The following is a 26,684-nucleotide window of genomic DNA, read 5'->3' as shown; positions in this document are numbered from 1 at the left end:
GATGCGGTCGCTGTGTGTCACGAGCCCGCACGGTACTTGCCGCGTGCTCAGCGTTCCGGCGGCGGGCGCAGCAATGCGATGAGGCTGGAGGTGTCCCAGCGGCCGCCGCTGAGCTCCTGGACGCGCTTGTAGAACTGGTCGACGAGCGAGGTGACCGGCAGGGGAGCGCCGTTGCGCTGCGCTTCGGCCATCACGATGCCGAGGTCTTTGCGCATCCAGTCCACCGCGAAGCCGAACTCGAACTCGTCGGCCATCATCGTGGTCCCGCGGTTGGACATCTGCCACGACCCCGCAGCGCCCTGCGAGATGGTCTCCAGCACGGCGTCGAGATCGAGGCCGGCCCGCCGGCCGAACTCGAGACCCTCCGACAGTGCCTGGACCAGCCCGGCGATGCAGATCTGGTTCACCATCTTGGTGAGCTGTCCCGACCCGGCGGGACCGATCAGAGTGACCGTTCGCGCATAGGAGTCCATGACCGGCCGCGCCCGTTCGAAGTGTCCCGCTTCGCCGCCGCACATGACGGTCAGGACGCCGTTCTGCGCCCCGGCTTCGCCCCCGGATACGGGCGCGTCCACAAAGCCCACGCCTTGCTCGGAGGACACCGCGGCCAGCTCACGTGCCAAATCCGCCGACGCCGTCGTGTGGTCAACGAGGATCGACCCGTCGCTCATGGCGCCTAAGGCACCGTCATCGCCGTAGGCGACAGCACGCACGTCGTCATCAGCGCCGACGCACATGAACACGATCGATGCGCCGGTGGCAGCCTGAGCCGGTGTGGGTGCCGTCACCCCGGCGTGTTCGGCGGTCCAGCGCTGAGCGACGCTCCTCGTGCGATTGAACACGGCGACCCGATGCCCGGCCGCAGCCAAGTGACCGGCCATCGGGTAGCCCATGACGCCGAGTCCGATGAAGGCGACATCATCTGGCACGGCGGACCCCTTGGTTCCTGGCGAGCATTGCTCGCACCTCGTGCTTGCGAACTTTGCCGAGTGCGGTCCGGGGGAGCTGCTCGGTCCAGAACACGGCCTTGGGGTGCTTGAAGCGCGCAAGCTTGCCGTCGAAGAGTCTGAGCAGGGCTGCCGCGGCAGCGTCGTCGGGGTCATCGGCTAGGCGACCAGTGCTGCGGGATGCTTGGGCCGGGCGTGCGGCGACGATGACGGGCACCTCGCCCCAACGATCGTCGGGCACGCCCACGACGGTTGCCTCCGATACCAGGTCGCTGCGGGCAAGCACCTCTTCGAGTTCCGCGGGATAGATGTTCTCGCCCCCCGAGATGATCATGTCCTTGCGGCGGTCATCGATGAAGATCCAGCCCTCGTCGTCGGCGTGGCCCACGTCGCCGGTGCGAAACCACCCCTCGACCAGCGCTTCGGCCGTGGCCCCCCCATCGCGCCAGTACTCCCGCAGAACGCTCGGCCCGCGTACCCACAGCTCGCCGCGCTCCCCCGCAGCGGCGTCGGCCCCGGCATCGGTGACGATGCGCACCTCGCACATCGTCGAGGGCTTGCCGCATGAGCCCCGATGGGCGGCCGCTTGGTCGCAGCGCAGGTGTACGGCGATCGGCGCCGTCTCGGTGGATCCGTAGATCTGCCCCACCGGCACGCCCCGGTCGAAGAAGGGCTCGGTGGCGGCCATCGGCACGGGAGAGGACCCCGTCATGATGCCGCGCAGCGAGCTGAGGTCGGCGCTGGCAAAACGCGGGTGCGCTGCCACGGCGTTCAGGGCGGCGGGCACCAGCACCGTCCATGTCGGTTGCCACTGTTCGACGTCGTCGAGAAACTGCCCGGCGTCGAACGCCCTCTCGATGAGCACCGCGGCCCCTCCCAGCACAGCAGGCAGCGTCTGGATGTTCAGCCCGCCGACGTGGAACAGCGGGATGGTAGTGAGCACCCGGTCTGTGCTGGTGAGGTCGTGGGCATGGGTCGAGTTGACGGCATTGGCCGCCATTGCTGCTTGATCCAGCAAGGCGCCCTTGGGGTGCCCGGTGGTGCCCGAGGTATAGGCCAGCAGCACCGCGTGGTCGGGCGTGCCCCGGCGAGGGGGTGCAGTGCCCGCAACTGCGAAGCCGTCGGGCTCGTCGGGCACCACCCGCCGCTCGCACGGTGCGTCGACGGCCGCGCCATGTTCGGCGAACGCCGAGTCGACCGCCAGCAGGGCGGGCTCGGCGTGATCGAGGATCCAGCGGTGCTCGGGCGGTGCCAAGCGCGAATTCAGCGGCAGATAGATGGCGCCCAGCCAGGAGCATCCGAGCATCAGCCGTAGCGCAGTAGGCCGGTTCGGGCCGAGCCACGCCACCCTGTCGCCCTCGCCGATGCCGGCGGCTGCCAGCCAGCCCGCTGCTGCTGCGACCTGGTCTGCGAAATCGCGGTACGAGTGCTCGATGCCTTCGAAGGCGACTGCCGCCGCGTCGGGGCGATGATCTGCCCAGCGCTCGATACGCGCTGCGAGGTCAGTGCCGGCCGCCAGCGGGCGGCAGTCGGGAGGCACGGCTGCGTCAGGGGCCTCAGCTCTCAGCGGGGAAGGGACGCTCACGGTGCTGTCCGGTGGCAGCGGGGTTGACGGGCGGGAGGACGGCCGGCAGTTGGGTCGGCTCGCTCAGGCCAGGTCGCCTTGCAGGGCGCCGTCGATCACCACTGCGTCCCCGTCGAGAGAAACGCTGTGGTTGCGCATCGGCAGATCGAAGTGCCCCAGTGTGTGACGGCCGGCGTGCTCGTTGGCACCGGTCGAATACAGGAAGTTGCCGGCGAAGGCCCGCTGTTCGGTGCCGTTGGTCTGGCTGCGGTCGTACAGCGACATCGTGTCCCAGCGGGCGCCGGGGTTCATGCCCCAGCCCACGTGGCTGGTCGCGTAGGCCTCCTGGTCGCCCCAGGCGTCGGTGTAGCTGCGGAACAGGGCGGCGTCGGTGCCGCCGCCTTCGACGTTGACGACGTAGTCGTCGTCGATGTGCAGCGTGACCGGCGACTCGATGTAGCGCTTGAACGTGAGGTTCATGTCGCCGCGGTCCATCACGATGGTGCCGTTCACCGTGCCCGCTTTCGGGAACGCCAGGCACAGCCCGCCCGGCCAGTGGCTGATGGTGCCGGGCCGGGCCGTGTACCCCCAGCCGCCGCCGCACGGTGCTCCGCTCACGTCGACGACCAGGTCGGTGCCCGCGGCTGAGCTCACGCGCATCTCGGAGGCCGCGATCAGCTTCTTGATGCCGACCTTCACCTTCGGTTCGAGTTCTGGCGTCGGCCGCAGCCGCTCGAGGGCCTCGGGGTGCTCGTTGGAGACCATGAGGATGCGGGTGCCCTCTCCCAGGATCTCTGGGAGTTCCGACGCGTGCAGCATCCCCTCCACGGTGCAGTCGACGACAAAGTCGACGGCCCCGAGGGCGGCGATCACCGCCGTCGAGCCGGCAATCGCGTCGGACGCGCCCGTCGAGCGCACCGGCACTGGGGCGGATTGGCGCGGCGTAGGGACAACGATATGAATCGGCGGTGTGCCGAGGCGATCCAGCGCCAGCTCGGCGAGATTTACGTTGACGGCCCTGCTCTGGCTCTCCGACAGGATTGCTGCGGTCTGCGGGGGTTCGACACCGCACATCTCAAAGACCGTCGAGAACGCGTCAATCCACTTCGCTTCAATTCGTTCGACCAGCATGTGGTCCTCCAGACTCCCGAAGCTCTGTGACTACGGGCCAAGTTAGAGGTTGCGCAGATCGGCGCGTCCGCCTCCGTCCTCAGGCGGCTTCGACTGCCGCAAGGTGCGCCGCGTCGTTGAAGCGCCGCACCTGCCAGAGGCGACGCCCGTTCCACTCGAGCAATTCCAGCTCGGTGATGGCGGTCACCGCGGTGACCACGCCGACGCCGCGGTGACTTGGCGCGATGCCGAATGCCATGGCCATCGCGGCCGAGGAGATGCCGCCATGGCAGCCCATGAAGACTGTCTTGGCAGGGTGAGCTGCGGCGATGTCGTTGAGTGCCTGTGCCACCCGGTGGCGAAACCCTGCACGGCTCTCGCCGCCCTCGAGCACAGGTGTGTAGGGCTGGTCCATGGGCTGGATGAACCCGAAGTGCTCGCGCGCTGCCTCCCACGTCATGCCGTCGGCGGGACCCAGGCGCATCTCCTCAAGATCGTCGTGGAGGTGAATCTCGAGACTGCCCCGCTCGCTGTCTGTACCGAGCGCTGGCAGCACGATCTCGGTGGTCTCGCGGGCCCGAGGCAGGGGCGAGGAGTACACGACCTGTACCTCGGGTTCACGTCCGGCGGCGAATCTGTCACGCAGCGCTGCGGCCTGGGCGCGACCCAGCTCGGTGAGACCTCGGCAGCCCTTGGGTCCGCCGACGACTCCTTCGGCCATAGCGACGGACTCGCCGTGGCGGACGATCAGCAGTCGCGAGAGCACCTGCTCGTCAGCCATATCGCCCGCCGCCGACATCCACACCGCAAGACTCTAGGAGCGCACAGCATCTGCCAGTCGAGGCCGGACCTGGTGGCCCCGTGGACCCGCTCCAACGGCGACCGGGGACACAGGCGGGCAACGAGACGTGCCGCGGCGCGAGGGTGCGCAAGCCTGCGTAGGTACTCAGTCGACCGAGTCCAGGGTGTCGGCGTGCCTCAGCGTGGTCCCACGGCGATGTTCTCGTCTCGGTGCGGTGCCGACGAGGTCGGTCGGCGCAGCGACCGCGCAGTGCGTCGTGAGTTGCAGCGAATCCGGGTCGAATACTGCAACGGCCCCGCTGCAGGCCTCCCTGGCCACACAGAGCCCGGGAATGCGTTCCACCGTGGTGACCGCGGCGATCACCGCATCGGTGAGAAGCACCGCTCGACGCGAGAACACGAGCGCCTGGACACCGTCGTGGGCGGCTGCGGCCGGATGGGAGTAGCCGGCGCAACCCAGTTGCTCAACCGTCGATGCGGCGGCTAAGTCGGCGCCGTCGATAAACAAACAGAATTTATGCGTGGACGTCACAGGCGCTTCACCTTTCGCTGCATCACTCGATGCCGGAGGCCCTATATGCACGGCCAAGCGTCCGACGGGTCAGCGGCACTCTAGTAGCGATTGCATACGCGGTGTCAAGAGAGTTTGTTTCAACTAATTTCCGTAGTTTCTGTGTAGTTTAGGAAACTGTCTCTGGCAGTCGATTCGGGTGCCGCCGTGAGCTTGGATGTGGCGACGGGCAGGCGTGCGATCGTGGGACGGCCCGCAGAGCTGTGCCGGCGCAACCGGAGGGCACCCGCGCCGTAGCCTGCTGAGTTACACCACGACAGCTCCGGAGGCAGCGATGGGATCGATCGAGGCGGAAGTCGAACCGGCCGAAGCGGGGTTCGACGCCAGCCGGCTGGACCGCATCGCAACGCACCTGAATCGCTATGTCGACGACGGCCGCCTTCCGGGCGTGTCGGTGCTGCTGACGCGTGGCGGCCAGATCGCGTACACCCACCGCTACGGCGATCGCGACTGTGAGCGGTCGCTGCCGGTCACGTCCGACACGATCTATCGCATCTACTCGATGACCAAGCCCATCGTGTCGGTCGCCGCCATGCAGCTCTACGAGCAGGGCCACTTCCAGCTCAAGGATCCGATCTCGCGCTGGATTCCGGCCTTCGCGAATGCACGCGTCTTCACCGGTGGAAACGTGATGCAATACCAGACCCGAGAGCCGGCGGGCGAAGTCACCGTCCACAGCCTGATGACCCACACATCGGGCCTGACGTACGACTTCCACTTCGCCAACGAGGTCGACGCGCTGTACCGGGCGAACGGCTTCAATTGGGGGGCTCCGGGCAACCTGGAGGAGACCTGCGAGGCGCTCGCGTCGCTCCCGCTGCTGTTCGACCCGGGCACCGAGTGGAACTACAGCTACTCCACTGACGTCCTGGGGCGAATCGTCGAGCTGGTTTCGGGGCAGTCGCTCGACGACTACCTCGTCGAACACGTGACGGGGCCGCTGGGCATGGTCGACACGGGCTTCGAGGTGCCGCCCGCCGACGCCGAGCGCTTCGCGGCGAACTACACGACCGCGACGCTGGCGGCCCGTGCCGCTGCAGGCAACACGGGGCCGTCGATGCCGGCGTATCGCCCCGACGATCCGGGCCTGGTGCGCACGCTGATGGACGACCCTCGCACCTCGGCGTACCTGGGACCGCCCAAGATCCTCTCCGGCGGCGGCGGGCTCGTCTCGACCATGGGCGACTATCACCGATTCACCCAGATGCTGTGCAACGGCGGCGAGCTGGGCGGCGCGCGCATCATCGGCCGGCGCACCCTCGAGTTCATGGCCAGCAATCACCTGCCGGGCGGCGCCGACCTGACCGAGTGCGGCCGTGCGCTGTTCTCTGAGGCGGCCTTCGACGGTGTCGGCTTCGGGCTGGGCTTCTCGGTGGTGCTCGACCCGGCCAAGGCGAAGGTCGTCTCCAGCAAGGGCGAGTTCGCCTGGGGCGGGGCTGCCTCCACGGCGTTCTGGGTCGACCCGACCGAAGACCTCACGCTCGTGTTTCTCACGCAGCAGCTGCCTTCCAGCGTCCACCCGATCCGGCCTGAGCTGAAGGCGCTCGTCTACCAGGCGCTGGTGTAGGGCCGGCTCAGTCGACGCCTACCGCTGATTGACTGCGCACATGTCAGATTTCGATTTGGTCATCGTCGGAACCGGTTCGGCAAATTCCATCCCAGGTCCCGAGTTCGACGACTGGTCGATCGCAATCGTTGAGCGCGGCACATTCGGCGGCACCTGCCTGAACGTGGGCTGCATCCCGTCGAAGATGTTCGTGTACGCGGCCGACGTCGCCGACACCATTGCGACGGCGGGCGACTACGGCATCGCTGCCACCTTCGACGGCGCCGATTGGCCCGCCATCCGGGACCGCGTGTTCGGCCGCATCGATCCGATTGCGAGCGGCGGGCGCGACTATCGCATGGGCCGCGAATGCTCCAACATCACCGTGTTCGAGGGGGATGCCTGTTTTGTGAGCGACCGGCGTCTTGTGGTGCGGATGCACGACGGCAGCACTGAGTCGGTGTCGGGGCGACACGTCGTGCTCGGTGCGGGCGCTCGTGCGTTCGTGCCGCTGTACCGCGGCCTGGGCACGGTACCGGCGCACACGTCCGACACCGTGATGCGGCTGGACTCGCTGCCGGAGTCGATGATCGTGCTCGGCGGCGGGTACATCGCCTGCGAGCTGGGCTACGTGTTCTCCGCGCTGGGGACCGCTGTCACGGTCATCAACCGCGGCGAGCGCCTGCTGCGGGCCGAGGATGACGACATCTCACAGGCCTTCACGGCCGCTGCGCAGCGACACTTCGATCTGCGCCTCGGCGCGACGGTGACCCTCGTGCGCGGCGGAGCCGCGACCGGTGTCCCAGTGCGCGGCGGAGCCGCGACCGGTGACTCAGCGCGCGGCGAGTTCGTGTATGCCGCCGATGGCACGCCGAGCGCCCAGGGCAACACCTACACGGTGGAGTTCACCCGCGGCGGTGCCGCCGAAGCGGTGAGTGCCGATGTGCTTCTGGTAGCCACGGGCCGGGTTCCCAACGGCGATCAGCTTGCGCTCGATCTCGGGGGCGTCTCCGACGAGCAGGGTCGCGTGCTGACCGATGAGTTCTTCCGCACCTCTGCGCAGGGCGTGTGGGCCTTCGGGGACCTGTCGAGCGAGGTCCAGCTCAAGCACCTTGCCAACGCCCAGGTACGGGCCCTGCGCCACAACCTGCTGGTGGCCGAAGGTCAAGCAGACGGCCCGATGCGCACGGTCCGCGAAGACCTGGTGCCCCATGCGGTGTTCTCCCACCCCCAAGTCGCCTCGGTGGGCCTCACCGAGCGCGACGCCCGTGCTGCGGGCCTGCCGATCACGGTGGCGAACAAGCCCTTCGGCCACACCGCCTACGGCTGGGCCATGGAAGACCACTCCAGCTTCGCCAAGCTGATCGCGCACGCCGAGACCCGCGAGCTGCTCGGCGCCCACATCATCGGGCCCCAAGCCTCCACGCTGATCCAGCAGCTCATCGGGGGCATGGCGTTCGGCCAGACAGTCGACCAGATGGCCCACGACCAGTTCTACATACACCCGGCCTTGACTGAAGTCATCGAGAACGCGTTGCTCGAGTTGTAACTGACGCCGCTACTCCACGCGACAGGCTTCGGGGATCAGGTTGATCTCCCAGATCACCTCTTCGAGCCGGTCTTGCGCCGACACCGCCTCGTAGCGGCACGGCCGCTCAGGCGTGACCGTGGACGGCGCCAGCCGCATCACGGGAAAGTCTGACCGAACAGTGACACTCGGTCAGACTGCTGGGGTCAGCGGTTCGGGCCTGGTCTGACTCTGGGTGTTCCGGGCTCACCGCCTTGCAGATGATCTGCCGGTCTGGTGCTCGGGCTGCTGGCGTCCACCGACCGGTCGGGTGGGCGGAACGCCATCCGAGTCTTGGGAGAGCAGCCTGACTGTCCTGCCGCCGTCCCGCCGATGGTGCCTGAGGCTCTCCCCACGGCCCGCCACGGTCGGCTCTGGATCAGATCCGCACAAGGCGTCTTCCTCATTCTCCGAGCGATCGGAGTTGTCGTCCATGCATCTGCATTTGCGCAGCTCGTGGACTCATGTGATACTCGCAGTTGACGTCACTTGCACTCCGAGCGGCGTGGATCATCCGAGTGAGGGGAGCAAGGGCGCGAAGAGTCCGTATAGCGGCAGCATTTCTGATAGTACTCGCGGTCCTTGCGATTCCGAGCATTGCTGGTGCCGACGGTGCCGACAGTTACCAAGAAAACTACTGGAATCACAAAGACTTCTGGACCTCAGGACACGTCGGTGACGATACTCCAACATGGGACGATGAGAATAACTATGTCTCCACCTACGATGTTGAAATCAGTTTGTACGACTGCAGGACCCACAGTGGAGACATTAGCTACGACGAGACTGTAGGTCTTGAGTTGCGCCGTCAGATTACCCTTTGGCCTGATCAAGGCTACGGCGAATCGCTATTCTACTGCGAGGACGAAGATTATCACGCTTGGGTGGGTGTGGACGACAATGGGACCTTCTTTGCCGAGCTGGACGAGATAATGGGAGTGCGGAGTGGCACCCAAGTGCATCTTAGCCGTTCTTTCGTCAGCATTTCCCCCTAAATCAGTTGCCCTAGTGTGAAGCAGTTCCAAGGCACGTATTCGCACCCGGTGTACTTGCTTGAAGCTCTGAGGCCCGTCCGTGAATAGTTCTGCCCAGCTCGGTTTTGACGCTTTGACATTCCGCTATGGATTGAGTACGCCGGTGTTTGCTTCTTTCGATTACGATTTCGACGCCGGTGCGACGCTCTTGCTCGGTCCGAACGGGGCCGGAAAGTCGACGATGCTTGCCCTTGCTGCGTCAGTAATGGCGCCCCAAGGTGGCGCGGTGCGTTTCAATGGAGAGGACGTGACGCACCGGCGAACTCGTCGACGCTTGCGTAGAGTCATTGGTTGGCTTCCGCAGCTCACCTATCCGTATCCTGGGATGCTAGTGAAGGAGCAGGTCGCGTATGCAGGCTGGCTGAAAGGCATGAATCGTTCGGACATTCGAGAACGTACCGACGAAGTGCTTGACCGCGTTGATCTCTCGACGCTGACTGATCGCTACGTGTCTGAGTTATCAGGGGGAGAACTCAGACGGGTGGGACTCGCGCAGGCTTTGGTACACGAACCCAGCATCGTTTTACTCGACGAGCCCACCGCGGGTCTAGACCCTGTTGAAATAGCTCACTTCGGGGCGATTCTGAGCCAGCTCAGCAACTTTTCGATTCTCATGTTATCGACCCACAGGATCGCTGACTATTTCGAGCATTTCGACTTTGTGACCGTGCTGTCGGCCGGCCGAGTCTGTTTCCGCGGCACCGCCGACGAGTTTACCGATGGCCATGCTGGCTACACTGACGCCTATATTCATGCCATTCGTGGCGTTTCTGTCTAGATGCTGCAACGTCGCTGGTTGTGACAATGGTGCGACGACGTACCTCGCTTGTCGTCCTCGGAGTTGCTCTTTGCGCTTTGGCAGCTCGGTCTCACTCCATCTTCGATGGAGACTCCGGGGCACTCGACTACTATCTCGATGACCGTCTGGGCGATGCCAGTAATCTGCTGACTTCACTATTGGTGCCCCTGCTTGCCGGTTACCTCACTTGGGAAATCGGAAAGCTGAGAAAGAGCAATGCACTGCGCGGCGATGCATTGAAGAGTCATTGGCAGATAATTCTTCGTGCGGCTGTGCCGTCGATTCTTGTGTCATTCGCTCTTTTCGCACTAGTGCAGGTCTGGTATGTGAGCCGCATACCGATCACCCCACGGGGACTGTTGGCGATGATGATACCGTACTTGGTACTGCTGTCGGTGTTCGCATTCTGGTCTGCAGTCGCAGTTCGCGTCCCGACTGCGTTAGCGGTGCCTCTGGCAGTGATCGTGACATGGCTCGCGATTGCTTATCCGCCTTCGATCGGCTTGGTGTGGCCGCGCCACATGACTGGCACCCTTGCGGGTTGCTGTTCGGCGTACGAGGCGTTGTCGATACGGGCCATCGGCGCAACGCTGCTGCTCGCAGTGGCGTCTGTGATCGTCGCTGTAGCGCTCTCTTCGAAGCGACCGGAGCTGTGGGTCCTTGCTGCGGTGTTGCCCGTCGCAGGTCTGTTGGCGGTCGGTATTCGAATGGTGGAACAACTCGGCTGGGACAGCGTCGTTCCTCGACCCTCATCGGAACTGGTGTGCGAGCAGCATGGTGCGACACAGGTGTGCTTGTGGCCGGAGCACGAGGAGCTCTTCGAGGCAGTCGGAGCAGAAACCTCGATCGTGCGCGATCGGCTCGGCGCATCCGGGATCAGGACACCGCAGACGTTTACCGAAGCGGCAGATACGACGGAATGGACCTACGACAAGCGCGTTGACCGTACAATCGTTCCTGCTCGAAGTCAAGATCACACGTGGACGCTGCAACTGCACCCAAGGGTCCTTGAGGTGCCCGGGGCGCTGCGTGCACGGCTGACGAATGCAGTGATTCCACGACCTGTCTGTCGATCGCGTCACACACCTCCTCATGACGAGCGCAGGTCATCCGAAGATCTCGTGCCGCTGGCCCGCGCTGTTCTGTGGAACTTGGTCGCTGGCGACACAAGCCAATTGCCGACACTCACCGCCGACCAGCTGCAAGTTGTCGACTATGTTCTCGCGGAACCCGATCGCACATCAAGGTTCATCGCAGCAAGCGTTCACGCAATTCTCGGCTGTCACTCAGTTGACACTGAGAACTTGGCCGGTCTGGCAGATTGATGGTCCGCGTGACGGGACTGAAACTGTGGCTGCGCGCGCGCCGACCTCGGTTGACGCTGACCGTCTTCGCGCTGCAAGCGCTGCATCCGTGGCTTGCGTCCCAAACACTGGTGCCGCTCCCCGATCTGTTGCTCGGAGATCTCGTCGACACCCCGATAGCGGTGCTGGCGCCCATCATCATGGTGGCCATGGTGCAGGTCATCCTTGACACCGATAAGGGAGATCGGATCGCGTGCCCGTTGGTCAGATTCCACCTGTTCGATGTCGGTCTGCTGGTCGCTCTGGCCGCAGTCGGGCTGATCAGCGGCTTGATCGGCAGCTGGCAGATGGACTCGTACTCACACTTGATCTGGGCGCGCAATTCGCTGATCTACCTCGGAATCGCATGTGTGTCTCGCACTATCGGCGCAACACGGGCCATGACCATCGGGCCGCTCATTGCGGGTATGGCTGTGGTGCTGTTCGGCCGCGGCCAGACCGGAGAGCCAAGTATCTGGGCGTTGACGCTTCGACCGCCCGACACAGCGGCATCCATCGGGCTGGCTGCCGCCGTCTTCTTGGTTGGAGCGTCGTTAGCGGCAGTCCAGCCACCGCACAACTCACGGCTCATCACCAAGGGACTGCGATAGTCGCGGTCTGGCTCATTGACGCTCAACGTCTGGCCCGGCCCTGGCCCGACGCCGAAGCAGTTCGGTTCGGTCGCGGTTACTCCACGCGGCGGGCGTCGGGGATGAGGTTGATCTCCCAGATCACTTCTTCGAGGCGGTCTTCGGCGGAGACGGCTTCGTAGCGGCACGGGCGATCCGGGCCGACCGTGGACGGCGCGGGCGTGAGGATGGTGGACGGGCGGGGGTGGCAGAACTGCACCACGCTGAGGCGGCTGCCGCGCTGGGCGGGGTCGGCCTTGACGCGGTGCCAGCCGGCGCCGATCAGGCCGTTGGTGACGTGCTCGAGCATGATGCCCGAGTTGATGATGACGTGGTCGTCGGGCGGGGCTGCGTCGACCCACTCGCCGTCTATCTGCACTTGCAGGCCCCGCTCGGTGGCCCGCGGCAATGCCGTGATGAGGTTGATGTCGGCGTGCTCGTCGGCCCAGATGTGGCCCTCGGCACCGGCGGCGGGCGCATGTGACATCGGCGGGTAGTGGATGGCCCGCGACAGGTGCGTGCCGAACGTGGTCATCCTGTCGAAGTACGTCTCATGGGCGCCGATGCCCTCGGCGATCACCCGCAGGAAGCGCCGCTGCAGTTCCACCAGCCGCCGGTGGAACTCGGTGAGGATCTCGGCGGCGCCGCTGATCTCATCATCGGGAAAGATCGAGGGCCGGTACCAGCGACCGTAGGTGACGGTGAGCGGGTGGCCTGCGGGAGGCAGGTCGCTCCAGTTGAACATCTCCTTCCAATCGGGAAGGTCGGAGACGGCGGCGGTCTCGGTGAGCGGGCCGGTGTAGCCGCGAGCGCCGAACGACTCCGCGTCGACATAGCGCGCCTTGGTGTCGGGCTCGAGCGCGAAGAACCGGCCGAGCACGTCGTACGCCTCGTCGAGCAGGCCGCCCGAGAGATCGTGCGCGGTGTAAACGAAGCCCGTCCGCAGGCTTGCCATGACGCCGTCGGTGACCGCCCGGCGCTGGGCTGGCGAACGGTGCTCGAACGCGAGCAGGTCTACATCGAGAATCTCGTCCATAACGCTCCTCAGTGTTGCTGCTAGCCGCTCAGCCAGGCCTCGTAGCGCACCGGGTCGGTCCAGGCGCCGGTGTGTGCGTCGAAGCTGGCCGCCGCGGGCGCCATCAGGGTCGGGTCAGTGGTGCGGGCTCTGGTGCTCGACACGGTGCCCACCCAGTCCGGCACGTCGAGCACCATCTCGGGTGGGCAGTCGTGCGGCGGCCGGGCGGCGATGGCGACGGCCGGCAGCGCAGCGATGGACGCGTCGCGGCGGGCCGGATCGTTGCCGTAGAAGACCGGGTCGTGGATCTGGTGCCACTTGTCGGCGCCCATCACGATCACGTCGAAGCCGGCTGCGATCTCCGACAGCAGCTGCACCTCGGTGACGGCAATCTCGAGCCAATCGATCGGCGCAGCGACGGCTTCGAGGACTGCGATCCGGTCGGCGAGCCGCGGGAGCTGCACCTCTTCCTTGGCGAGCGCCACCCGGCTCACTGTCCACACGAGCACATCGAGACTGTGCTGTTTGACCACGGCCTCGCTGATGGCGAGATGCGCAGTGGTCGGCGGGTTGAACGAGCCGGGAAACACCCCCCGCCGCCCCATGACCATCGCAGGCCTCAGCGGGAGCCCGCGATGTTGCTTCCGGTGAGCGCACCGGCGATCACGATCGTTCCGACCGGGCCGCCGGTCAGCTCGCCGATGACCGCAGCGGCGTGGCCGCTGTCGCGCAGCTCGCGCACCGCCTCGCCCGCGCGGCCGGGATCGAGGCTGAACAGCAGGCCGCCTGAGGTCTGGGGATCGCCGAGCACGGAGCGGGTGAGCTCGTCGCCGCCGTCGAGGCGCTCGGCGAGGTGCTCAAGGTTGCGCCCGGTGCCTCCGGGCACGAAGCCGCTGGTCGCGAGCCCGATCACGTCGGGCAGCAGCGGCACTGCGCCGGCTTCCACAGCGGCGCCCACCCCGCTGGCTGCCGCGAGCTCGGCGAGGTGCCCCAGCAGGCCGAAGCCGGTGACATCAGTGGCTGCCGTTGCTCCTGCCCGGATCGCCGCAGCGGCGGCGGCATCGTTGAGCCTGCACATCTCGGCCACGCCGGCTTCGTAGGCCCCAGACAGCGCGCCGCCTCGGACGGCCGCTTCGGGATCGGAGCGCTTCAGTGCAGTGGCGAGCAGGCCCGTGCCCAGTGGCTTGGTGAGCACGAGGGCCTGGCCCGCCTGCCCGCTCGCATTGGTGAGCAGGCCTGTGCCGGCTGCGGCTGGTGTGTCACAGGCTCCCATGGCGGCGTCGGCTGTGCCAGAGGGGGTGCTGAGACCGGTCACTGCCATGCCATAGAGCGGTTCGGGGCCGTCGATGGTGTGGCCGCCGGCCACCACCCAGCCGCCCTCAGCGGCGGCGTCGGCTCCGCCTGCCAGCACCTCGCCCAGCAGGTCCAGCGGCAGCACCTCGCGGGGCCAGGCGGCCAAGTTCAGCGCGAACAGCGGTCTGGCCCCCATGGCGTAGATATCGCTGGCCGCGTTGGCCGCAGCAATGCGGCCCCACGTGCGCGCATCGTCCACGATCGGGGCGAAGAAATCGGTGGAGCTGACCAGCAGCTGGCCCTCGGAGAGCCGCCACACGGCGGCATCGTCGCTGGTGTCGTTGCCGACCAGCAGATCTGGATGCGATGGGGGAGTCAGGTGGCGCAAGACCTGCGCAAGCTCGGACGGGCCGAGCTTGCACGCTCAGCCCGCGCCGTGGCTGTACTGGCTCAGCCGGAACGCCGGGCTGTTCGGTGTGCTGTCGGTCGGCACAGCGGCAACGGTACCCAGAGGCTGCGCCGGTAGGCGTAGCCGTGGCCCGAGCGGCCCGTGAGCGGAGCGGACAAGAGCGCGAAGAACTGATGCGACTACGGGAAGGCTGAGCTGTCTGCGTGGGCGCTATCGGTAGCTGCAGACAGCGTCGACAATGAGTGCCAATGCTGCGTCGGCATCGATGCTGACGGCAACCTCGCAGTTGGGGGAGGCATCTGTGCCCGGCCGCTCGTCGGCGACGGTCATGCCCCGGGTGAGCGTGCCGTCAGTCTCCACGTCGACATGGCGGGCCGTGAAGGTGAACAGGTCGGGCCGCGTGACCGCCAGCACAGCGCAGGGGTCATGCATCGGTGCAGCCTCCAACCCCGCCCGCTCGCGGTAGCCGGCCAGATAGAACTCGAACAGGTCGGCGACGAACGTCGACACCCCGCCGCCGTGGGCTCGCAGCGCAGCAGTCTCGGTGGGGCCCACGCAGAGCTGGTGGGTGAGGTTCAGCCCCGCCATGCGCACCAGTGGCGCGCCCGCAGCGAACACGATCTGGGCCGCGTGCGGATCGGCCCAGATGTTGAACTCGGCGGTGGGCGTGACGTTGCCCGGTCCGATCGCGCCGCCCATGAGCGAGACACCTGCGATGCGCTCGACGATGTCGGGGGCCTGCCGGAATGCGAGCGCGATGTTGGTGAGCGGCCCCACCGGCACGAGCCACACGTCGTCGTGCGCCCGGACCGTCTCGATGACGCAGCCGACGGCGTCGTTGCTGGTCTCGCTGCGGTGAACCTCGGGCCTCGGCGGGCCGTCGAGACCCGTCGCCCCGTGGGCACGCGGCGCATGGGTGGCAGGCACCAGCAGCGGCCGATCCGCGCCCGCATGGACAGGTATGTCCAGCCCGGCGAGCTGGCACATCAGCAGCGCATTCTGGGTGGTCAGCGCGAGCGGCGCGTTGCCCGACACGGTGGTGATGGCCAGCATGTCGCAGTGGCGCGCCGCCAGCAGGATTGCCACGGCGTCGTCGTGACCTGGGTCGCAGTCGAGGATGATCTTGGGCGCTGCCATGCGGCTCACTCGGTCATTGTCGACGGCACAAGGATTCCGTGATGACGGCGTGTCGGCGCGGGGCTAGAGCTTGGTGATGCTGGGTGCGGGGGCTTCGGTTTCTCCCCAGTAGTGGGGGAGCCGCAGGTAGCCGAACCGGGTCAGCTCCACAGCCGACGGCAGCCCCTGGATCGCCTTGATCCGCTGGATGGAGCGGATGTGCGAGGACATCTCGTAGAAGAGCATCCAGATCGCGCATTCCAGCGTGTTCACCACCCGCCGCTCGTCGTCGGGGTCGTGCCAGGCGCCGCGGGGCAGCACCGTGATGACGTCGTCCCAGAAGTGGGTGCTGTGACGCGACTCGACCATCTCGCGGAATGTCTCGATGGGGTGCGACGCCACCACGTAGCGCATCCAGCTCAGGCCGAGGTCGAGCTTGTCGAGTAGGTCGGGCACTTCCCAGAACAGGGCAGGGTCGAGGCGCAGGTTGTGCTTGTTGTTGGGGCCTTGGTGATGCTCGGACCACACGATGGGTTCGGGGATGTTGCCTTCGGGCCACAGCAGGGCGCCGCAGCGGCGCTTTGAGAAGATCATCGATACCCAGGCGATGTGGCTGACCTGCCGGCGGATCGACCACCACATCAGTTCCCGCTCGGGGGACTGGTCGTCGAGATCGAGCTGAGCGTCGGTGAGGCCGTCGATCTCGGCGCGCAGCCACGAGTCGATGTGGGAGAAGTACGGCATCGTGCCGGGCTCGGCATCGACCGGCATCTCGAGCACTCGCGGATCCACTCTCGCCATGACCGAACGCTACCGATCCATTCCCCGTCGAGCCGAGCTGCCCCAGCCATGTCGCCACGGCAAGTCTGTGCCGCAGCCATGTCCCCACGGCAAGTCCGCGCCGCAGCAGTCGGTTCCGCTGCACCTGCTCGCGGGGCTAGCCAGTCTCGAAGGCGCGAGGGTCGGGACAGGCGCACATGAGGTTGCGGTCGCCATACGCGCCGTCGATGCGGCTGACCGGCGGCCAGTACTTGTCGGCAATCAGCGTGGCCACATTGGTGCCCATCGGGTACACCGCTTCGGTACGCGAGTAGGGGTGCGCCCACTCGCCGGTGAGCGAATCGATCGCGGTGTGAGGCGCGTTGACGAGCGGGTTGTCATCGATGGGCCATTCGCCCGAGGCGACCTTGTCGATCTCGGCGCGGATCGCCGCCATCGCATCGCAGAACCGGTCGATCTCCGCCAGCGACTCGCTCTCGGTGGGCTCGATCATCAGCGTCCCGGCGACGGGGAACGACATGGTCGGGGCGTGGAAGCCGAAGTCGATGAGCCGCTTGGCGACGTCGTCGACGCTGGCCCACTGCGAGTACGGCCGCAGGTCCACGATGCACTCGTGGGCGACGAGTCCGTAGCGGCCCTGGTACAGGATCGGGAAGTGCTCGCCGAGGCGCGACGCCAAGTAGTTGGCCGACAGGATCGCCGTCTGGGTGGCCCGGGTGAGTCCCTCGACGCCCATCATCGCGATGTACATCCACGGGATCGGCAGGATGCCCGCCGAGCCCCACGGTGCCGACGAGATGGCGCCCGGGCCGGTGCTGGGACCCGCATCGGGGGCGAGCGGGTGGTTGGGCAGGTACTTGGCCAAGTGCAGGCGGCACGCTACCGGCCCGATGCCCGGCCCGCCGCCGCCGTGGGGAATGCAGAACGTCTTGTGCAGGTTGAGGTGGCTGACGTCGGCGCCGAAGGTGCCGGGCGCCGCGAGGCCGACGAGGGCGTTGAGGTTCGCGCCGTCCACGTACACCTGCCCGCCCGCCTCGTGCACCTTGCGGCAGACTTGGCGGATGCCGTCTTCGTAGACGCCGTGCGTGGACGGGTACGTGGCCATGAACGCCGCCAGGTTGTCGCCGTGCTCCGCGATCTTGGCGTCGAGGTCGTCAAGATCGACATCGCCGTCGTCGGTGCAGCCCACCACCACCACCGCCATGCCGGCCATCACCGCGGAGGCCGCATTGGTGCCGTGAGCGGAGGAGGGGATGAGGCACACCGTGCGGTGGGTGTCGCCACGGTCGTCGTGGTAGCCGCGGATGGCGAGCAGCCCGGCCAGCTCGCCCTGGGAGCCGGCGTTGGGCTGCAGCGACACAGCGTCGTAGCCGGTGATCGCTGCCAGCCAGCGTTCGAGGTCGGCGATGATCTGGCGGTAGCCCTCCCACTGGTCTTTCGGCGCGAAGGGGTGAATGTCGGCGAACTGCGGCCAGGTGACCGGCGTCATCTCAGATGCAGCGTTGAGCTTCATGGTGCAGCTGCCCAGCGGGATCATGGACCGGTCGAGCGCAACGTCGTAGGAAGCGAGACGGCGCAGGTAGCGCATCATCTCGGTCTCCGAGCGGTACGCGCTGAACGTGGGATGGGTGAGGTATTCGCTGGTGCGCGTCAGCTCGCCTGCGATGGGTGATGGCGCGGAGGCGGCCAGCGCCTGCACCGAGGCGACGTCGTGCGTCTCGCCGCTGGCTGTGCTGCCAAATGCGTCGAGCACCCGGGCGACGGTCGCCTCGTCGCAGGTCTCGTCGAGCGAGACGCCCACGGTGTCGCCGTCGATGCGCCGCAGGTTGATCCCGGCGTTGAGGGCTGCTGCCAGCACCTCGTCGGCGCGGTCGGGCACCTCCACGCTCAGCGTGTCGAAGAAAGTCTCGTTGCGGGGGCGCAGGCCCAAGTTTCCCAGGCCCTCGGCAAGCCCGGCGGTGAGCCAGTGGGTGCGCTCGGCGATCTCGGCCAGGCCCTCGCGGCCGTGCCAGACCGCATACATCGAAGCCATGACCGCCAGCAGCACCTGTGCGGTGCAGATGTTGCTGGTGGCGCGTTCGCGCCGTATGTGCTGCTCACGGGTCTGCAACGCCAGCCGGTAGGCGGGCCTGCCGGCCGCGTCGACCGAGACGCCCACAAGCCGTCCGGGCATCGAGCGCCGGTGCTTCTCGCTGGTGGCGAGGAACGCCGCGTGCGGTCCGCCGAAGCCCAGCGGCACGCCGAAGCGCTGCGAGCTGCCGACCACGATGTCGGCGCCCTGCTCACCGGGCGGCGTCAGCACGCAACACGCCAGCAGATCGGCGGTGACCGCCGCGATCGCGCCGCTGCCATGCAGGGCTTCAATTGCGGGCCGAAGGTTGCGGACGGCGCCGCTGCTGCCGGGATATGCCAGCAGCGCGCCGTACACCTCTTCGGGGCGGAGTTCCGTCGCGGGATCCCCGACGACGAGCTCGATGCCAAGCGGTCCGGCGCGTGTGGCAACCACATCGATCACCTGGGGATGGCAGTCGGCGTCGACGAAGAAGCAGTCGGGCCCGCTGCGTGTGATGCGACGGGCCATGGCCATCGCCTCGGCAGCCGCGGTGCCCTCGCACAGCAGCGATGAGTTGGCGATCTCCATGCCCACCAGATCGCACACCATCGTCTGGTAGTTGAGCAGCGCTTCCAGCCGTCCCTGGGAGATCTCGGGCTGGTACGGCGTGTAGGCCGTGTACCACGACGGATCCTCCAGCACGCCGCGCCGGATGACCGCGGGGGTGAGCGTGCCGTAGTAGCCCAGCCCGATCAGCGAATGCATGGATTGGTTGGCGTTTGCCAGCCAGCGCATCGCTGCGGCGGCTTGAGTCTCGGTCAGGGGCTGCTCGATGCCGTCGAGCACGATCGGCTCGTCGATGCGGATCTCCGCGGGAACTGCGGCGTCGACGAGCGTTTCGAGCGAGCTGAACCCGAGGCGCTTCAACATGGCGGTGATGTCATCGGGACGAAGGCCGACATGACGCGTTGCGAACGCCCCTGGGGCTGCGAGCTGCTGTTGGAATTCACTCATGGCTGTCACTCATGCTTTGGGGGACTCGTGGTGGCTGCGCACCCTGCTCACGCCACCGATGCGCCGACAGGCGGCGCCGTTCTCGCGCCGGTCGGTGGCGCCGGTCGGTCGCTCTGGTGTGCGGCGTCATCGGTCACGCCCAGTGGTCACGACGGCCGCCAGTAGCGGTGCTCGACGAACGGCAGGGGCGCCACCTGGCATGGCTCGGCACCCTTGCGGCCCTCGGCCAGCAGCTCGGTGCCCGCCGCGGCATGCTCGGCTGCGACGTAGGCCATGGCGATCGGCGCATCGACGGTAGGGCCGTAGCCGCCGCTAGTGATCATGCCGATGTCGGTGCCGTTCGGGGCCCTCAGCACGGCACCGTCGCGGATCGGGCGGCGGCCTTCTGCTGCGATGCCAACCCGCAGCCGTGGCGGTCCGTCACTGAGCTGCGTCGCGATGAGTTCAGCGCCGGGGTAACCGCCGTCGGCGCGCCGGCGTTTCGGTATGGACCAGCCGAGACCTGCTTCGGCCGGCGTGGTCGCCTCGGTCAGCTCGTGGCCCACCAGGGGCAGCCCCGCTTCGAGCCGCAGCGTGTCACGGGCGCCGAGCCCGGCGGGAGAGACCTCCTCCGCGCTCAGCAGCAGCCGTGCGATGTGCACCGCTTCGGCGACGGGCATGGCAATCTCGAAGCCGTCCTCGCCAGTGTACCCGCAGCGAGACACTTCGCAGTCGACGCCGTCGATCGGCAGGGTCGCCGTGTACATGAACGCCAGCTCGGCGGCGGGCGCAGCCCAGCGTGCAAGCACCTCGGCTGCGGCAGGCCCCTGCAGCGCAACCAGCGCCAGGTCGGCCCGTACCTTGATGTGCACCGTGCCGGCGAAACCGCCGCCACCGCCGTCGTCGTTGCGCCCGCTGTCGGTGCCGCTGTCGCTGCCTTCGTTCGCGGCTCGCAGCATGTCCAGGTCTGCATCAGTGCGCACCGCGTTGACCACGATTCGCAGGCAGTGCCCCAGGTTGGTCACGATGAGATCGTCGAGCACCCCGCCCCCCGCCGTAGTGAACAGCGTGTAGCGCATCCGACCGGGCGCCAGATTGACGATCGAGCCCGGCACGCAGCGCTCCAGCCACGCAGCCACCCTGGCGGTCCCATCGGTGCCCGTGGGGTGGAGCTCGACGATGCCCATGTGGCTCACGTCGAACAGGCCCGCTGCGGTGCGGGTGGCTCGGTGCTCGGCCACGGTGCCGTCGCCGTAGCGCATCGGCAGCGCGTGGCCGCCGAAGTTCACCATCCGGCCGCCGAGCTCGGTGTGCAGATCGAACAGCGGGGTGCACACGCCGCCGGTGTCGGGATCTACGCAGGGTTCGCCAGCGCCCTCGCCGCTCGCGTCAGTCATCGACCGTGATTCTCGGCGCAGTCATCAAGCGACGTGTCTCAGTCGGCCAGCAGCTCGGCGATGCGACCCTTCGGGCGTCCGACGATGGCCCGGTTGCCGTGTACCACCACCGGGCGCTGCATGAGCGCCTTGCGCTGGCTCAGCAGGTCGACGACCGCTTCGGGATTGCCCACGTAGTCATCCGCGTTCAGGTTCAGCTTCTTGAATTGCGAGTCCTTGCGCACCAGGTCTTCGACGGGGTCCTCGAGGATCGACACCAGATGCTCGAGCGTCTCGCGGTCGGGCGGCGTTTTCATATACAGGACGATGTCGGCTTCCACTCCAGCTTCCTCGGCGACCGCCAAGGCATTCCGCGAGGAGTTTCAATGGGGGTTGTGGTAGATCGTCACTTCGGCCATGAGGCCGAAGTTACCTGCGCGAGCCGTCCAAGTCTCGGCATGGCGGCATGAATGTCAGCGCAGCAGCGTCGAGAGCGGCCGCTCCGCGTTCAGCGGCGTCGTCGATGCGTCGGCGGCCTCGACTTCTTCGCGTGTGACGCCCAGCATGAACAGGATCGCATCCAGGTACGGGACGTTGACGGTGGCGTCTGCCGACTCGGCCACGATCGGCTTGGCGTTGAACGCGATGCCGAGCCCGGCCGCTGTCAGCATCGGGAGGTCGTTGGCGCCGTCGCCCACTGCCACGATCTGCTCCAGCGGCACGCCCTCGATGTACGCGAGCTGTCGCAGCAGCCGTGCCTTGGCCTCGGCGTCGATCACCTCGCCGACCAGTTCGCCGGTGAGCCTGCCGTCGCGGATCTCGAGCTCATTGGCGTAGGCGTGGTCGAATTTGAGTCGCTTCGCCAGGTGGTCGGTGAAGTGCGTGAACCCGCCGGAGATGATCGCGACCTTGTAGCCCAGCCGCTTCAGCGTTCGGGCGAAGGTGCGGGCCCCGCGTGTCAGATTCATGTGCACGATCGCCGAGTCGATGATCTCGGTGGGCTGGCCGGTGAGCAGCTTCACTCGCTGTCGCAGCGACGTCTCGAAGTCGATCTCGCCGGCCATCGCGGCGGCCGTCAGTTCCGCTGAGCGCGCTTCGTGTCCTGCTTCGGCGGCCAGAAGGTCGATTACCTCATCGCGGATCAGCGTCGAGTCGACGTCCATCACGATCATTCGGGTCGAGCGCCGTGACAGACCGTGAGGCTGCACGGCGATGTCGATGCGCCGGTCAGCGGCCACTTCGATCAGGTCGGTGCGGAGCTTGTCGCCCTGCGCGCCTTCGACCAGGAACTCGTAGCTCCATACCGGGAAGCGTGAGAGTCGGTGGATGCGATCGATGTTGCCGCCGCTGGTGGCGATAGCGCTGGTGACGACCGACAGGTCGGCCGGGCTGAGCTCGGGCGCCAAGGCGGTGACCACGAGGCGCTCCACGTGCCGGGTCGGCGTGGCGTCGACGACCTCGAAGTTCATCTCGAGGCCCCGCTCGTAGCCGAACAGCAGCACTTCCTTGACGAGATCTCGGCCTGCGGGAACCGTGATTGCGAGCCCGAGTGTGAGCTGGCGGCGCACGACGACCTGTTCCATGTCCCCTACGTCGGCGCCGGCATTGGCGAGCAGAGCCAGCAGGTCGGTGGTGATTCCCGGGCCGTCGGGACCGGTCACCCGGATGAGGATCGTGTCCTTCGGCACTGCATCGTCGTGCGGGGCCATGGGAAGGCGCAGGCTAGTTCGCCCCTGGATCGGGCCTTGGTCGCTTGGTGAATGCACTCGGCGGGCGAAGTAAGTGCGCCACGGCGGTACAGCGGAGCGGGCACCGAGACGGGGTGCGAGATCCGTGGATGGGGACAGCGGTCGCGGGGGTGCGTCGGGTTGAAGCGATGTGACAGCCCGGGCGTAGGCTGAACCCATGCCGAGTTACCGATCAGTCACGTCCACTGCGGGCCGAAATCAGGCCGGAGCCCGGGCGCTGTGGCGAGCTACCGGCATGACCGATGACGATTTCGGCAAGCCGATCATCGCCATCTCCAACTCGTTCACCCAGTTTGTGCCCGGACACGTGCACCTGAAGGATCTCGGTCAGCTTGTAGCCCGCGAGATCGAGGCCGCCGGCGGCGTGGCCAAGGAGTTCAACACGATTGCCGTCGACGACGGCATCGCGATGGGTCACGACGGGATGCTCTACAGCCTGCCGTCTCGTGATCTGATCGCTGATGCGGTCGAGTACATGGTGAATGCGCACTGCGCCGATGCGCTGGTGTGCATCAGCAACTGCGACAAGATCACCCCGGGGATGCTCAACGCCGCGATGCGGCTGAATGTCCCCACAGTGTTCGTGTCCGGCGGCCCGATGGAGGCCGGCAAGACGAAGCTGGCTTCTCAGAAGGTCGACCTCATCAACGTGATGGTGGTTGCTGCCGATGAGTCGGTCAGCGACGAGGACGTGGCCGAGATGGAGCGGTCGGGCTGTCCCACGTGCGGTTCGTGCTCGGGCATGTTCACCGCGAATTCCATGAACTGCCTGACCGAGGCGCTGGGGCTGTCGCTGCCCGGCAACGGGACGGTGGTGGCGACCCATGCAGACCGCCGCGAGCTGTTCCTGGAAGCGGGACGCGTCGTGGTCGACCTGTGCCGGCGCTACTACCAGGAGGGCGACGACACGGTGCTGCCGCGCTCGATCGGCAGCTTCGAGGCCTTCGAGAACGCCATGACGCTCGACATCGCCATGGGCGGGTCGACCAACACGATCCTGCACCTGCTGGCGGCGGCTCAGGAAGCAGAGCTGAATTTCACCATGGCCGACATCGACCGGCTGTCGCGCAAGGTGCCGAACATCTGCAAGGTTGCGCCGGCGTCGGAGTTCTTCCACGTCGAAGACGTGCACCGTGCCGGTGGGGTCATGGGCATCCTGGCCGAGTTGAATCGGGCCGGCCTCATTGCCAACCAGGTGCCTACGGTGCACTCGTCGACCATGTTCGATGCGATCTCGCAATGGGACGTTGCCACCAATGACGATCCGGCGCTGTCCGAGTTCTTCAGGGCCGGTCCGGCGGGTATCCCGACGCAGGTGGCGTTCAGCCAGTCTGAGCGTTATCGTACGCTCGACGTCGACCGCGAGCGCGGCTGCATTCGCTCCGTCGATTGTGCCTACTCGGCCGACGGCGGGCTGGCGATCCTGTATGGCAACTTGGCGCCCGACGGCTGTGTCGTCAAGACCGCCGGCGTCGACGAGTCGATCTGGGTGTTCTCCGGGCCGGCGCACGTGGTCGAGAGCCAGGACGAGGCCGTTGAGCACATCTTGGACGGCAAAGTCGTGGCCGGCGATGTGGTGGTGGTGCGCTACGAGGGTCCGCGTGGCGGTCCCGGTATGCAGGAGATGCTGTACCCGACGTCATACCTGAAGTCGAAGGGGCTCGGCAAGGCGTGTGCGCTGGTGACAGATGGTCGCTTCTCGGGCGGCACCTCAGGTCTGTCGATCGGCCATGTCTCGCCGGAAGCGGCTTCGGGCGGGCTCATCGGGCTGGTGCGCACCGGCGACACGATCGAGATCGACATTCCGAACCGCACGATCAACTTGGCCGTCGACGACGCCGAGCTTGAGCGGCGGCGCGTTGAACAGGATGCCGCCGGTTGGGAACCGGCCGAGCCGCGCCCGCGCCAGGTCAGCACTGCTCTGCGTGCGTACGCGGCTATGGCCACCAGCGCCGACCGGGGCGCAGTGCGCGACCTGTCCCTGCTGGGCTGAGCCGGTCTTCCGGTGCTTGGAGGGGGCTCTTTGTGCGACGTGCTCCTGCTGGGCTGAGCCGGTCTTCCGGTGCTTGGAGGGGGCTCTTTGTGCGACGTGCTCCTGCTGGGCTGAGTGCCGTTCGCGGTGCCGTTCGCCGCTGTGAGCGTCTGCGCTGCGGTTTCGGGCTGTAGAGCGCCTACTCAATTGACAACCATGAACCGCCTCGGCTGAGTCATCCCTCCGCAGGGTCGGCGCTGCCGCCGTAACCTCGCAAGCGTGACGGCCGGCGGAGCGACGCATCTCGACTCAGCGCGCGGCTGGGTCTCGGCCTGCGGTGCAGCCCTGAGCGTCATGGCGGCGTTCGGGACGATCTACAGCTTCAATGCGTTCGCCAAGAGCATGTCGGAGGAGTTCGGCACTGGGCACGGGCCGATCAGCCTCGTGTTCGGCATCACGGTGTTTCTGTTCTTCGGCAGCGCCGTGGTCTCAGGCCGCTTCTATGACCGTTTCGGCATCGCTCCGCTGCTCATCGTGGGCGGATCGATGTTCTGCGGCGGCCTGTTCGCGATGTCACACGTGTCGGTGCTGTGGCACGGATATGTGCTGTTCGGCGTCGGCTTGGGCTTCGGCGGCGGGATTTTCAACGCTCCGTTGTTCGCGCTCACGGCGATGTGGTTTGCCCGCCATCGCGCCGTGGCCCAGGGCCTCGTCGCCACGGGTTCGGGTTTGGGAGTCGTGCTCTTTGCACCGCTGGCGCAATGGCTGCTGGAGATCTATGGATGGCGCGGCGGCATGCGGGTGCTCGCTGTGTTGTCAGCCGGCATCTTCGCGGCGGCGCTCTTCATGATCAAGCGGCCGCCGAAGATGGAGATGGGCGATCCGCAGCGTCATCGCGCTCTTGTGGTGCGTTCTGTGCCGTTCTGGCAGATGGCGGTCTCAGGTGTGTTCTTCACGGCGGCCGTCATCGGGTCGTTGGGCTCGGTGGTCACGTTTGCCCAAGACGATGGCCTCCCGGCACGGGCGGCGGTGGCGCTGTTGACGGTCATCGGATTCGCGAGCGTCGTGGGCCGCATGGCGCTCACGAGCATGGCCCGGCCGCTGGGCTCGGTCCGGCTGCTCAAGATCGCGTTCTTCGGGCTGCCGGTCGCGTTTGCGGTCTGGTTTGCGACGACCCGAGTCGGCGGGCTGGAGGCGAAGTTCGTTCTCCTGATTGTCTTCGCGTCGATCCTCGGGGTCTCCTATGGCGGCTTCGTGGCGCTGCTCGGGGACGTCACGGCTCACCTGTTCGGTTTGGCGGGCATCGGTGCGGTGATGGGCTTGCTGTTCTTCAGCGCCGGCACCGGGGCACTTATCGGCCCGCCGTTGATGGGCTTCACTGCCGATGCGACCGGCGGCATCGGTCTATCGATCGCCATAGCGGGCGTCATCGCAGCCGTCGGCGTTGCGGTACTCCTGCCTATGACACGCCACCCGGTCCCGCTCCCCACCTACATCGGACCACCTGGTGCGCCCCCTCCGCCCCGCCCCGCCCCTCTCGCGGCCGAGGTTCCACGTCCATTGGTGCCCCAACCGTCGGCCGCAGCGCCGCTGGCGGCTCCGTCGTCCCGTCCGCTCGCGCCGCGCCCGTTGGCGGCCGGCGGACCGAATGGCAAACCAGCAGTACCGATGATCAGACCGGTCGATGACCCGGTCACGGCCGACCCATCGCTGGCGCCGACGACCGCCGACCCGCTGCTACTCTCGGCTCCGCTGCGCGGCGCCCCGCCCGAGGTGTTCTGGCCTCTCCCCGCCGACGGAGCCGCTCAGCGCAACGGATTGGAAACGCCGGATCTCGTCGTTGACGTGGCGGACGAGGAGAGGGACGAAGCCCGCCGCAACTGAGCGCCCTCGCTGGTGCAGTTGCGAGGGTCTGGCCGCTCCAGATGCCGCGCACTGCGATGTGCAGCTGGTCGCAGACGACGCGGCTGGTGGGGTGGTCGCGAAGGTCTGGCCGCTCGAGACGCCGCGCGCTGTGC

Annotated in this window: 21 protein-coding genes and 1 pseudogene; 7 read left to right on the top strand and 15 right to left on the bottom strand. The window is 66.9% G+C overall.

Going from position 1 to position 26,684, the window contains the following annotated elements; translation table 11 throughout:
* Positions 1-47: 47 nt before the first annotated feature.
* From ACOGJB_RS03515 to ACOGJB_RS03495, 5 genes are all read right to left on the bottom strand, one after another.
* Positions 48-929, bottom strand: a complete 882-nt coding sequence (locus ACOGJB_RS03515; protein ID WP_419839440.1) for an NAD(P)-dependent oxidoreductase — start codon at positions 927-929, stop codon at positions 48-50.
* The gene (locus ACOGJB_RS03510) at positions 919-2,532 is read right to left on the bottom strand and encodes a class I adenylate-forming enzyme family protein (protein ID WP_419839439.1); all 1,614 of its coding nucleotides are present in this window, start codon (positions 2,530-2,532) and stop codon (positions 919-921) included. The genes ACOGJB_RS03515 and ACOGJB_RS03510 overlap by 11 nt, the downstream gene beginning before the upstream one ends.
* A 63-nt stretch (positions 2,533-2,595) precedes the next feature.
* Entirely contained in the window at positions 2,596-3,642 is a 1,047-nt protein-coding gene (locus ACOGJB_RS03505) for a peptidase M29 (RefSeq protein WP_419839438.1), read from the bottom strand.
* 79 nt (positions 3,643-3,721) lie between these two features.
* Positions 3,722-4,420 carry a histidine phosphatase family protein gene (locus ACOGJB_RS03500; RefSeq protein ID WP_419840673.1) on the bottom strand — a complete coding sequence of 233 codons (699 nt, stop codon included), beginning with the start codon at positions 4,418-4,420 and terminating at the stop codon, positions 3,722-3,724.
* 147 nt (positions 4,421-4,567) lie between these two features.
* Entirely contained in the window at positions 4,568-4,954 is a 387-nt protein-coding gene (locus tag ACOGJB_RS03495; RefSeq protein ID WP_419839437.1) for a hypothetical protein, read from the bottom strand.
* Between the two features lie 313 nt (positions 4,955-5,267).
* On the opposite strand from ACOGJB_RS03495, the gene ACOGJB_RS03490 reads away from it, so the two are divergent.
* Entirely contained in the window at positions 5,268-6,560 is a 1,293-nt protein-coding gene (locus tag ACOGJB_RS03490) for a serine hydrolase domain-containing protein (RefSeq protein ID WP_419839436.1), read from the top strand.
* Between the two features lie 40 nt (positions 6,561-6,600).
* Positions 6,601-8,088 carry an FAD-dependent oxidoreductase gene (locus ACOGJB_RS03485; RefSeq protein WP_419839435.1) on the top strand — a complete coding sequence of 496 codons (1,488 nt, stop codon included), beginning with the start codon at positions 6,601-6,603 and terminating at the stop codon, positions 8,086-8,088.
* Positions 8,089-8,097: 9 nt separating this feature from the next.
* Here the strand turns inward: ACOGJB_RS03485 and ACOGJB_RS03480 are convergent, their stop codons facing one another.
* Entirely contained in the window at positions 8,098-8,226 is a 129-nt protein-coding gene (locus ACOGJB_RS03480) for a hypothetical protein (RefSeq protein WP_419839434.1), read from the bottom strand.
* 954 nt (positions 8,227-9,180) lie between these two features.
* Between ACOGJB_RS03480 and ACOGJB_RS03475 the strand changes: the two genes are divergently transcribed.
* From ACOGJB_RS03475 to ACOGJB_RS03465, 3 genes are all read left to right on the top strand, one after another.
* Positions 9,181-9,918, top strand: a complete 738-nt coding sequence (locus ACOGJB_RS03475) for an ATP-binding cassette domain-containing protein (protein ID WP_419839433.1) — start codon at positions 9,181-9,183, stop codon at positions 9,916-9,918.
* Between the two features lie 77 nt (positions 9,919-9,995).
* Positions 9,996-11,264 (top strand): DUF7224 domain-containing protein, encoded by a 1,269-nt coding sequence (locus tag ACOGJB_RS03470; protein WP_419839432.1) that lies wholly within the window; start codon positions 9,996-9,998, stop codon positions 11,262-11,264.
* Positions 11,265-11,272: 8 nt separating this feature from the next.
* Positions 11,273-11,893, top strand: a complete 621-nt coding sequence (locus tag ACOGJB_RS03465; protein WP_419839431.1) for a hypothetical protein — start codon at positions 11,273-11,275, stop codon at positions 11,891-11,893.
* Positions 11,894-11,969: 76 nt separating this feature from the next.
* Here the strand turns inward: ACOGJB_RS03465 and ACOGJB_RS03460 are convergent, their stop codons facing one another.
* The 9 genes and pseudogenes from ACOGJB_RS03460 to serB all read right to left on the bottom strand — a co-directional run bounded on the left by ACOGJB_RS03460 (position 11,970) and on the right by serB (position 22,655).
* Positions 11,970-12,947 carry an isopenicillin N synthase family dioxygenase gene (locus tag ACOGJB_RS03460; protein ID WP_419839430.1) on the bottom strand — a complete coding sequence of 326 codons (978 nt, stop codon included), beginning with the start codon at positions 12,945-12,947 and terminating at the stop codon, positions 11,970-11,972.
* 20 nt (positions 12,948-12,967) lie between these two features.
* On the bottom strand, positions 12,968-13,531 hold the full coding sequence (locus ACOGJB_RS03455; RefSeq protein WP_419839429.1) for a hypothetical protein: 564 nt from the start codon (positions 13,529-13,531) through the stop codon (positions 12,968-12,970).
* 14 nt (positions 13,532-13,545) lie between these two features.
* Positions 13,546-14,673 (bottom strand): selenide, water dikinase SelD, encoded by a 1,128-nt coding sequence (gene selD / locus ACOGJB_RS03450; protein WP_419840672.1) that lies wholly within the window; start codon positions 14,671-14,673, stop codon positions 13,546-13,548.
* Between the two features lie 165 nt (positions 14,674-14,838).
* Positions 14,839-15,765, bottom strand: coding sequence for a nucleoside hydrolase (locus ACOGJB_RS03445; protein WP_419840671.1), 927 nt, complete (start codon positions 15,763-15,765; stop codon positions 14,839-14,841).
* A gap of 63 nt (positions 15,766-15,828) precedes the next feature.
* Positions 15,829-16,545: a hypothetical protein gene (locus ACOGJB_RS03440; RefSeq protein WP_419839428.1), complete on the bottom strand. Its 717-nt coding sequence runs from the start codon at positions 16,543-16,545 to the stop codon at positions 15,829-15,831.
* A 136-nt stretch (positions 16,546-16,681) separates the two neighbouring features.
* Positions 16,682-19,591: an aminomethyl-transferring glycine dehydrogenase gene (gcvP, locus tag ACOGJB_RS03435; protein WP_419839427.1), complete on the bottom strand. Its 2,910-nt coding sequence runs from the start codon at positions 19,589-19,591 to the stop codon at positions 16,682-16,684.
* A gap of 146 nt (positions 19,592-19,737) precedes the next feature.
* Positions 19,738-20,967 carry a glycine cleavage system aminomethyltransferase GcvT gene (gene gcvT / locus ACOGJB_RS03430; RefSeq protein WP_419839426.1) on the bottom strand — a complete coding sequence of 410 codons (1,230 nt, stop codon included), beginning with the start codon at positions 20,965-20,967 and terminating at the stop codon, positions 19,738-19,740.
* 38 nt (positions 20,968-21,005) lie between these two features.
* Positions 21,006-21,314, bottom strand: a pseudogene (locus ACOGJB_RS03425) (arsenate reductase family protein); the annotation flags it as partial.
* A 105-nt stretch (positions 21,315-21,419) separates the two neighbouring features.
* Positions 21,420-22,655 (bottom strand): phosphoserine phosphatase SerB, encoded by a 1,236-nt coding sequence (gene serB / locus ACOGJB_RS03420; RefSeq protein WP_419839425.1) that lies wholly within the window; start codon positions 22,653-22,655, stop codon positions 21,420-21,422.
* A 196-nt stretch (positions 22,656-22,851) separates the two neighbouring features.
* Here serB and ilvD point away from each other — a divergent pair, with 196 nt between their 5' ends.
* Together ilvD and ACOGJB_RS03410 are read left to right on the top strand one after the other, a co-directional pair.
* Positions 22,852-24,687: a dihydroxy-acid dehydratase gene (gene ilvD, locus ACOGJB_RS03415; protein WP_419839424.1), complete on the top strand. Its 1,836-nt coding sequence runs from the start codon at positions 22,852-22,854 to the stop codon at positions 24,685-24,687.
* A gap of 258 nt (positions 24,688-24,945) precedes the next feature.
* On the top strand, positions 24,946-26,550 hold the full coding sequence (locus tag ACOGJB_RS03410) for an MFS transporter (protein ID WP_419839423.1): 1,605 nt from the start codon (positions 24,946-24,948) through the stop codon (positions 26,548-26,550).
* The last annotated feature ends 134 nt before the right edge of the window (positions 26,551-26,684 follow it).

It is taken from the genome of Candidatus Poriferisodalis sp. (assembly GCF_965208895.1).
GTDB lineage: Bacteria > Actinomycetota > Acidimicrobiia > Acidimicrobiales > Poriferisodalaceae > Poriferisodalis.
The sequence above is the reverse complement of the archived record's forward strand: the minus strand, read 5'-3'. Positions and strand labels throughout refer to the sequence as shown.

Coding starts and splice junctions, on each gene's coding strand:
- ACOGJB_RS03505 (WP_419839438.1), bottom strand. CDS start 3,642: ATGCTGGTCGAACGAATTGAAGCGAAGTGGATTGACGCGTTCTCGACG.
- ACOGJB_RS03500 (WP_419840673.1), bottom strand. CDS start 4,420: ATGTCGGCGGCGGGCGATATGGCTGACGAGCAGGTGCTCTCGCGACTG.
- ACOGJB_RS03490 (WP_419839436.1), top strand. CDS start 5,268: ATGGGATCGATCGAGGCGGAAGTCGAACCGGCCGAAGCGGGGTTCGAC.
- ACOGJB_RS03485 (WP_419839435.1), top strand. CDS start 6,601: ATGTCAGATTTCGATTTGGTCATCGTCGGAACCGGTTCGGCAAATTCC.
- ACOGJB_RS03480 (WP_419839434.1), bottom strand. CDS start 8,226: ATGCGGCTGGCGCCGTCCACGGTCACGCCTGAGCGGCCGTGCCGCTAC.
- ACOGJB_RS03460 (WP_419839430.1), bottom strand. CDS start 12,947: ATGGACGAGATTCTCGATGTAGACCTGCTCGCGTTCGAGCACCGTTCG.
- ACOGJB_RS03455 (WP_419839429.1), bottom strand. CDS start 13,531: ATGGGGCGGCGGGGGGTGTTTCCCGGCTCGTTCAACCCGCCGACCACT.
- ACOGJB_RS03445 (WP_419840671.1), bottom strand. CDS start 15,765: ATGGCAGCGCCCAAGATCATCCTCGACTGCGACCCAGGTCACGACGAC.
- ACOGJB_RS03440 (WP_419839428.1), bottom strand. CDS start 16,545: ATGGCGAGAGTGGATCCGCGAGTGCTCGAGATGCCGGTCGATGCCGAG.
- gcvP (WP_419839427.1), bottom strand. CDS start 19,591: ATGAGTGAATTCCAACAGCAGCTCGCAGCCCCAGGGGCGTTCGCAACG.
- gcvT (WP_419839426.1), bottom strand. CDS start 20,967: ATGACTGACGCGAGCGGCGAGGGCGCTGGCGAACCCTGCGTAGATCCC.
- serB (WP_419839425.1), bottom strand. CDS start 22,655: ATGGCCCCGCACGACGATGCAGTGCCGAAGGACACGATCCTCATCCGG.
- ilvD (WP_419839424.1), top strand. CDS start 22,852: ATGCCGAGTTACCGATCAGTCACGTCCACTGCGGGCCGAAATCAGGCC.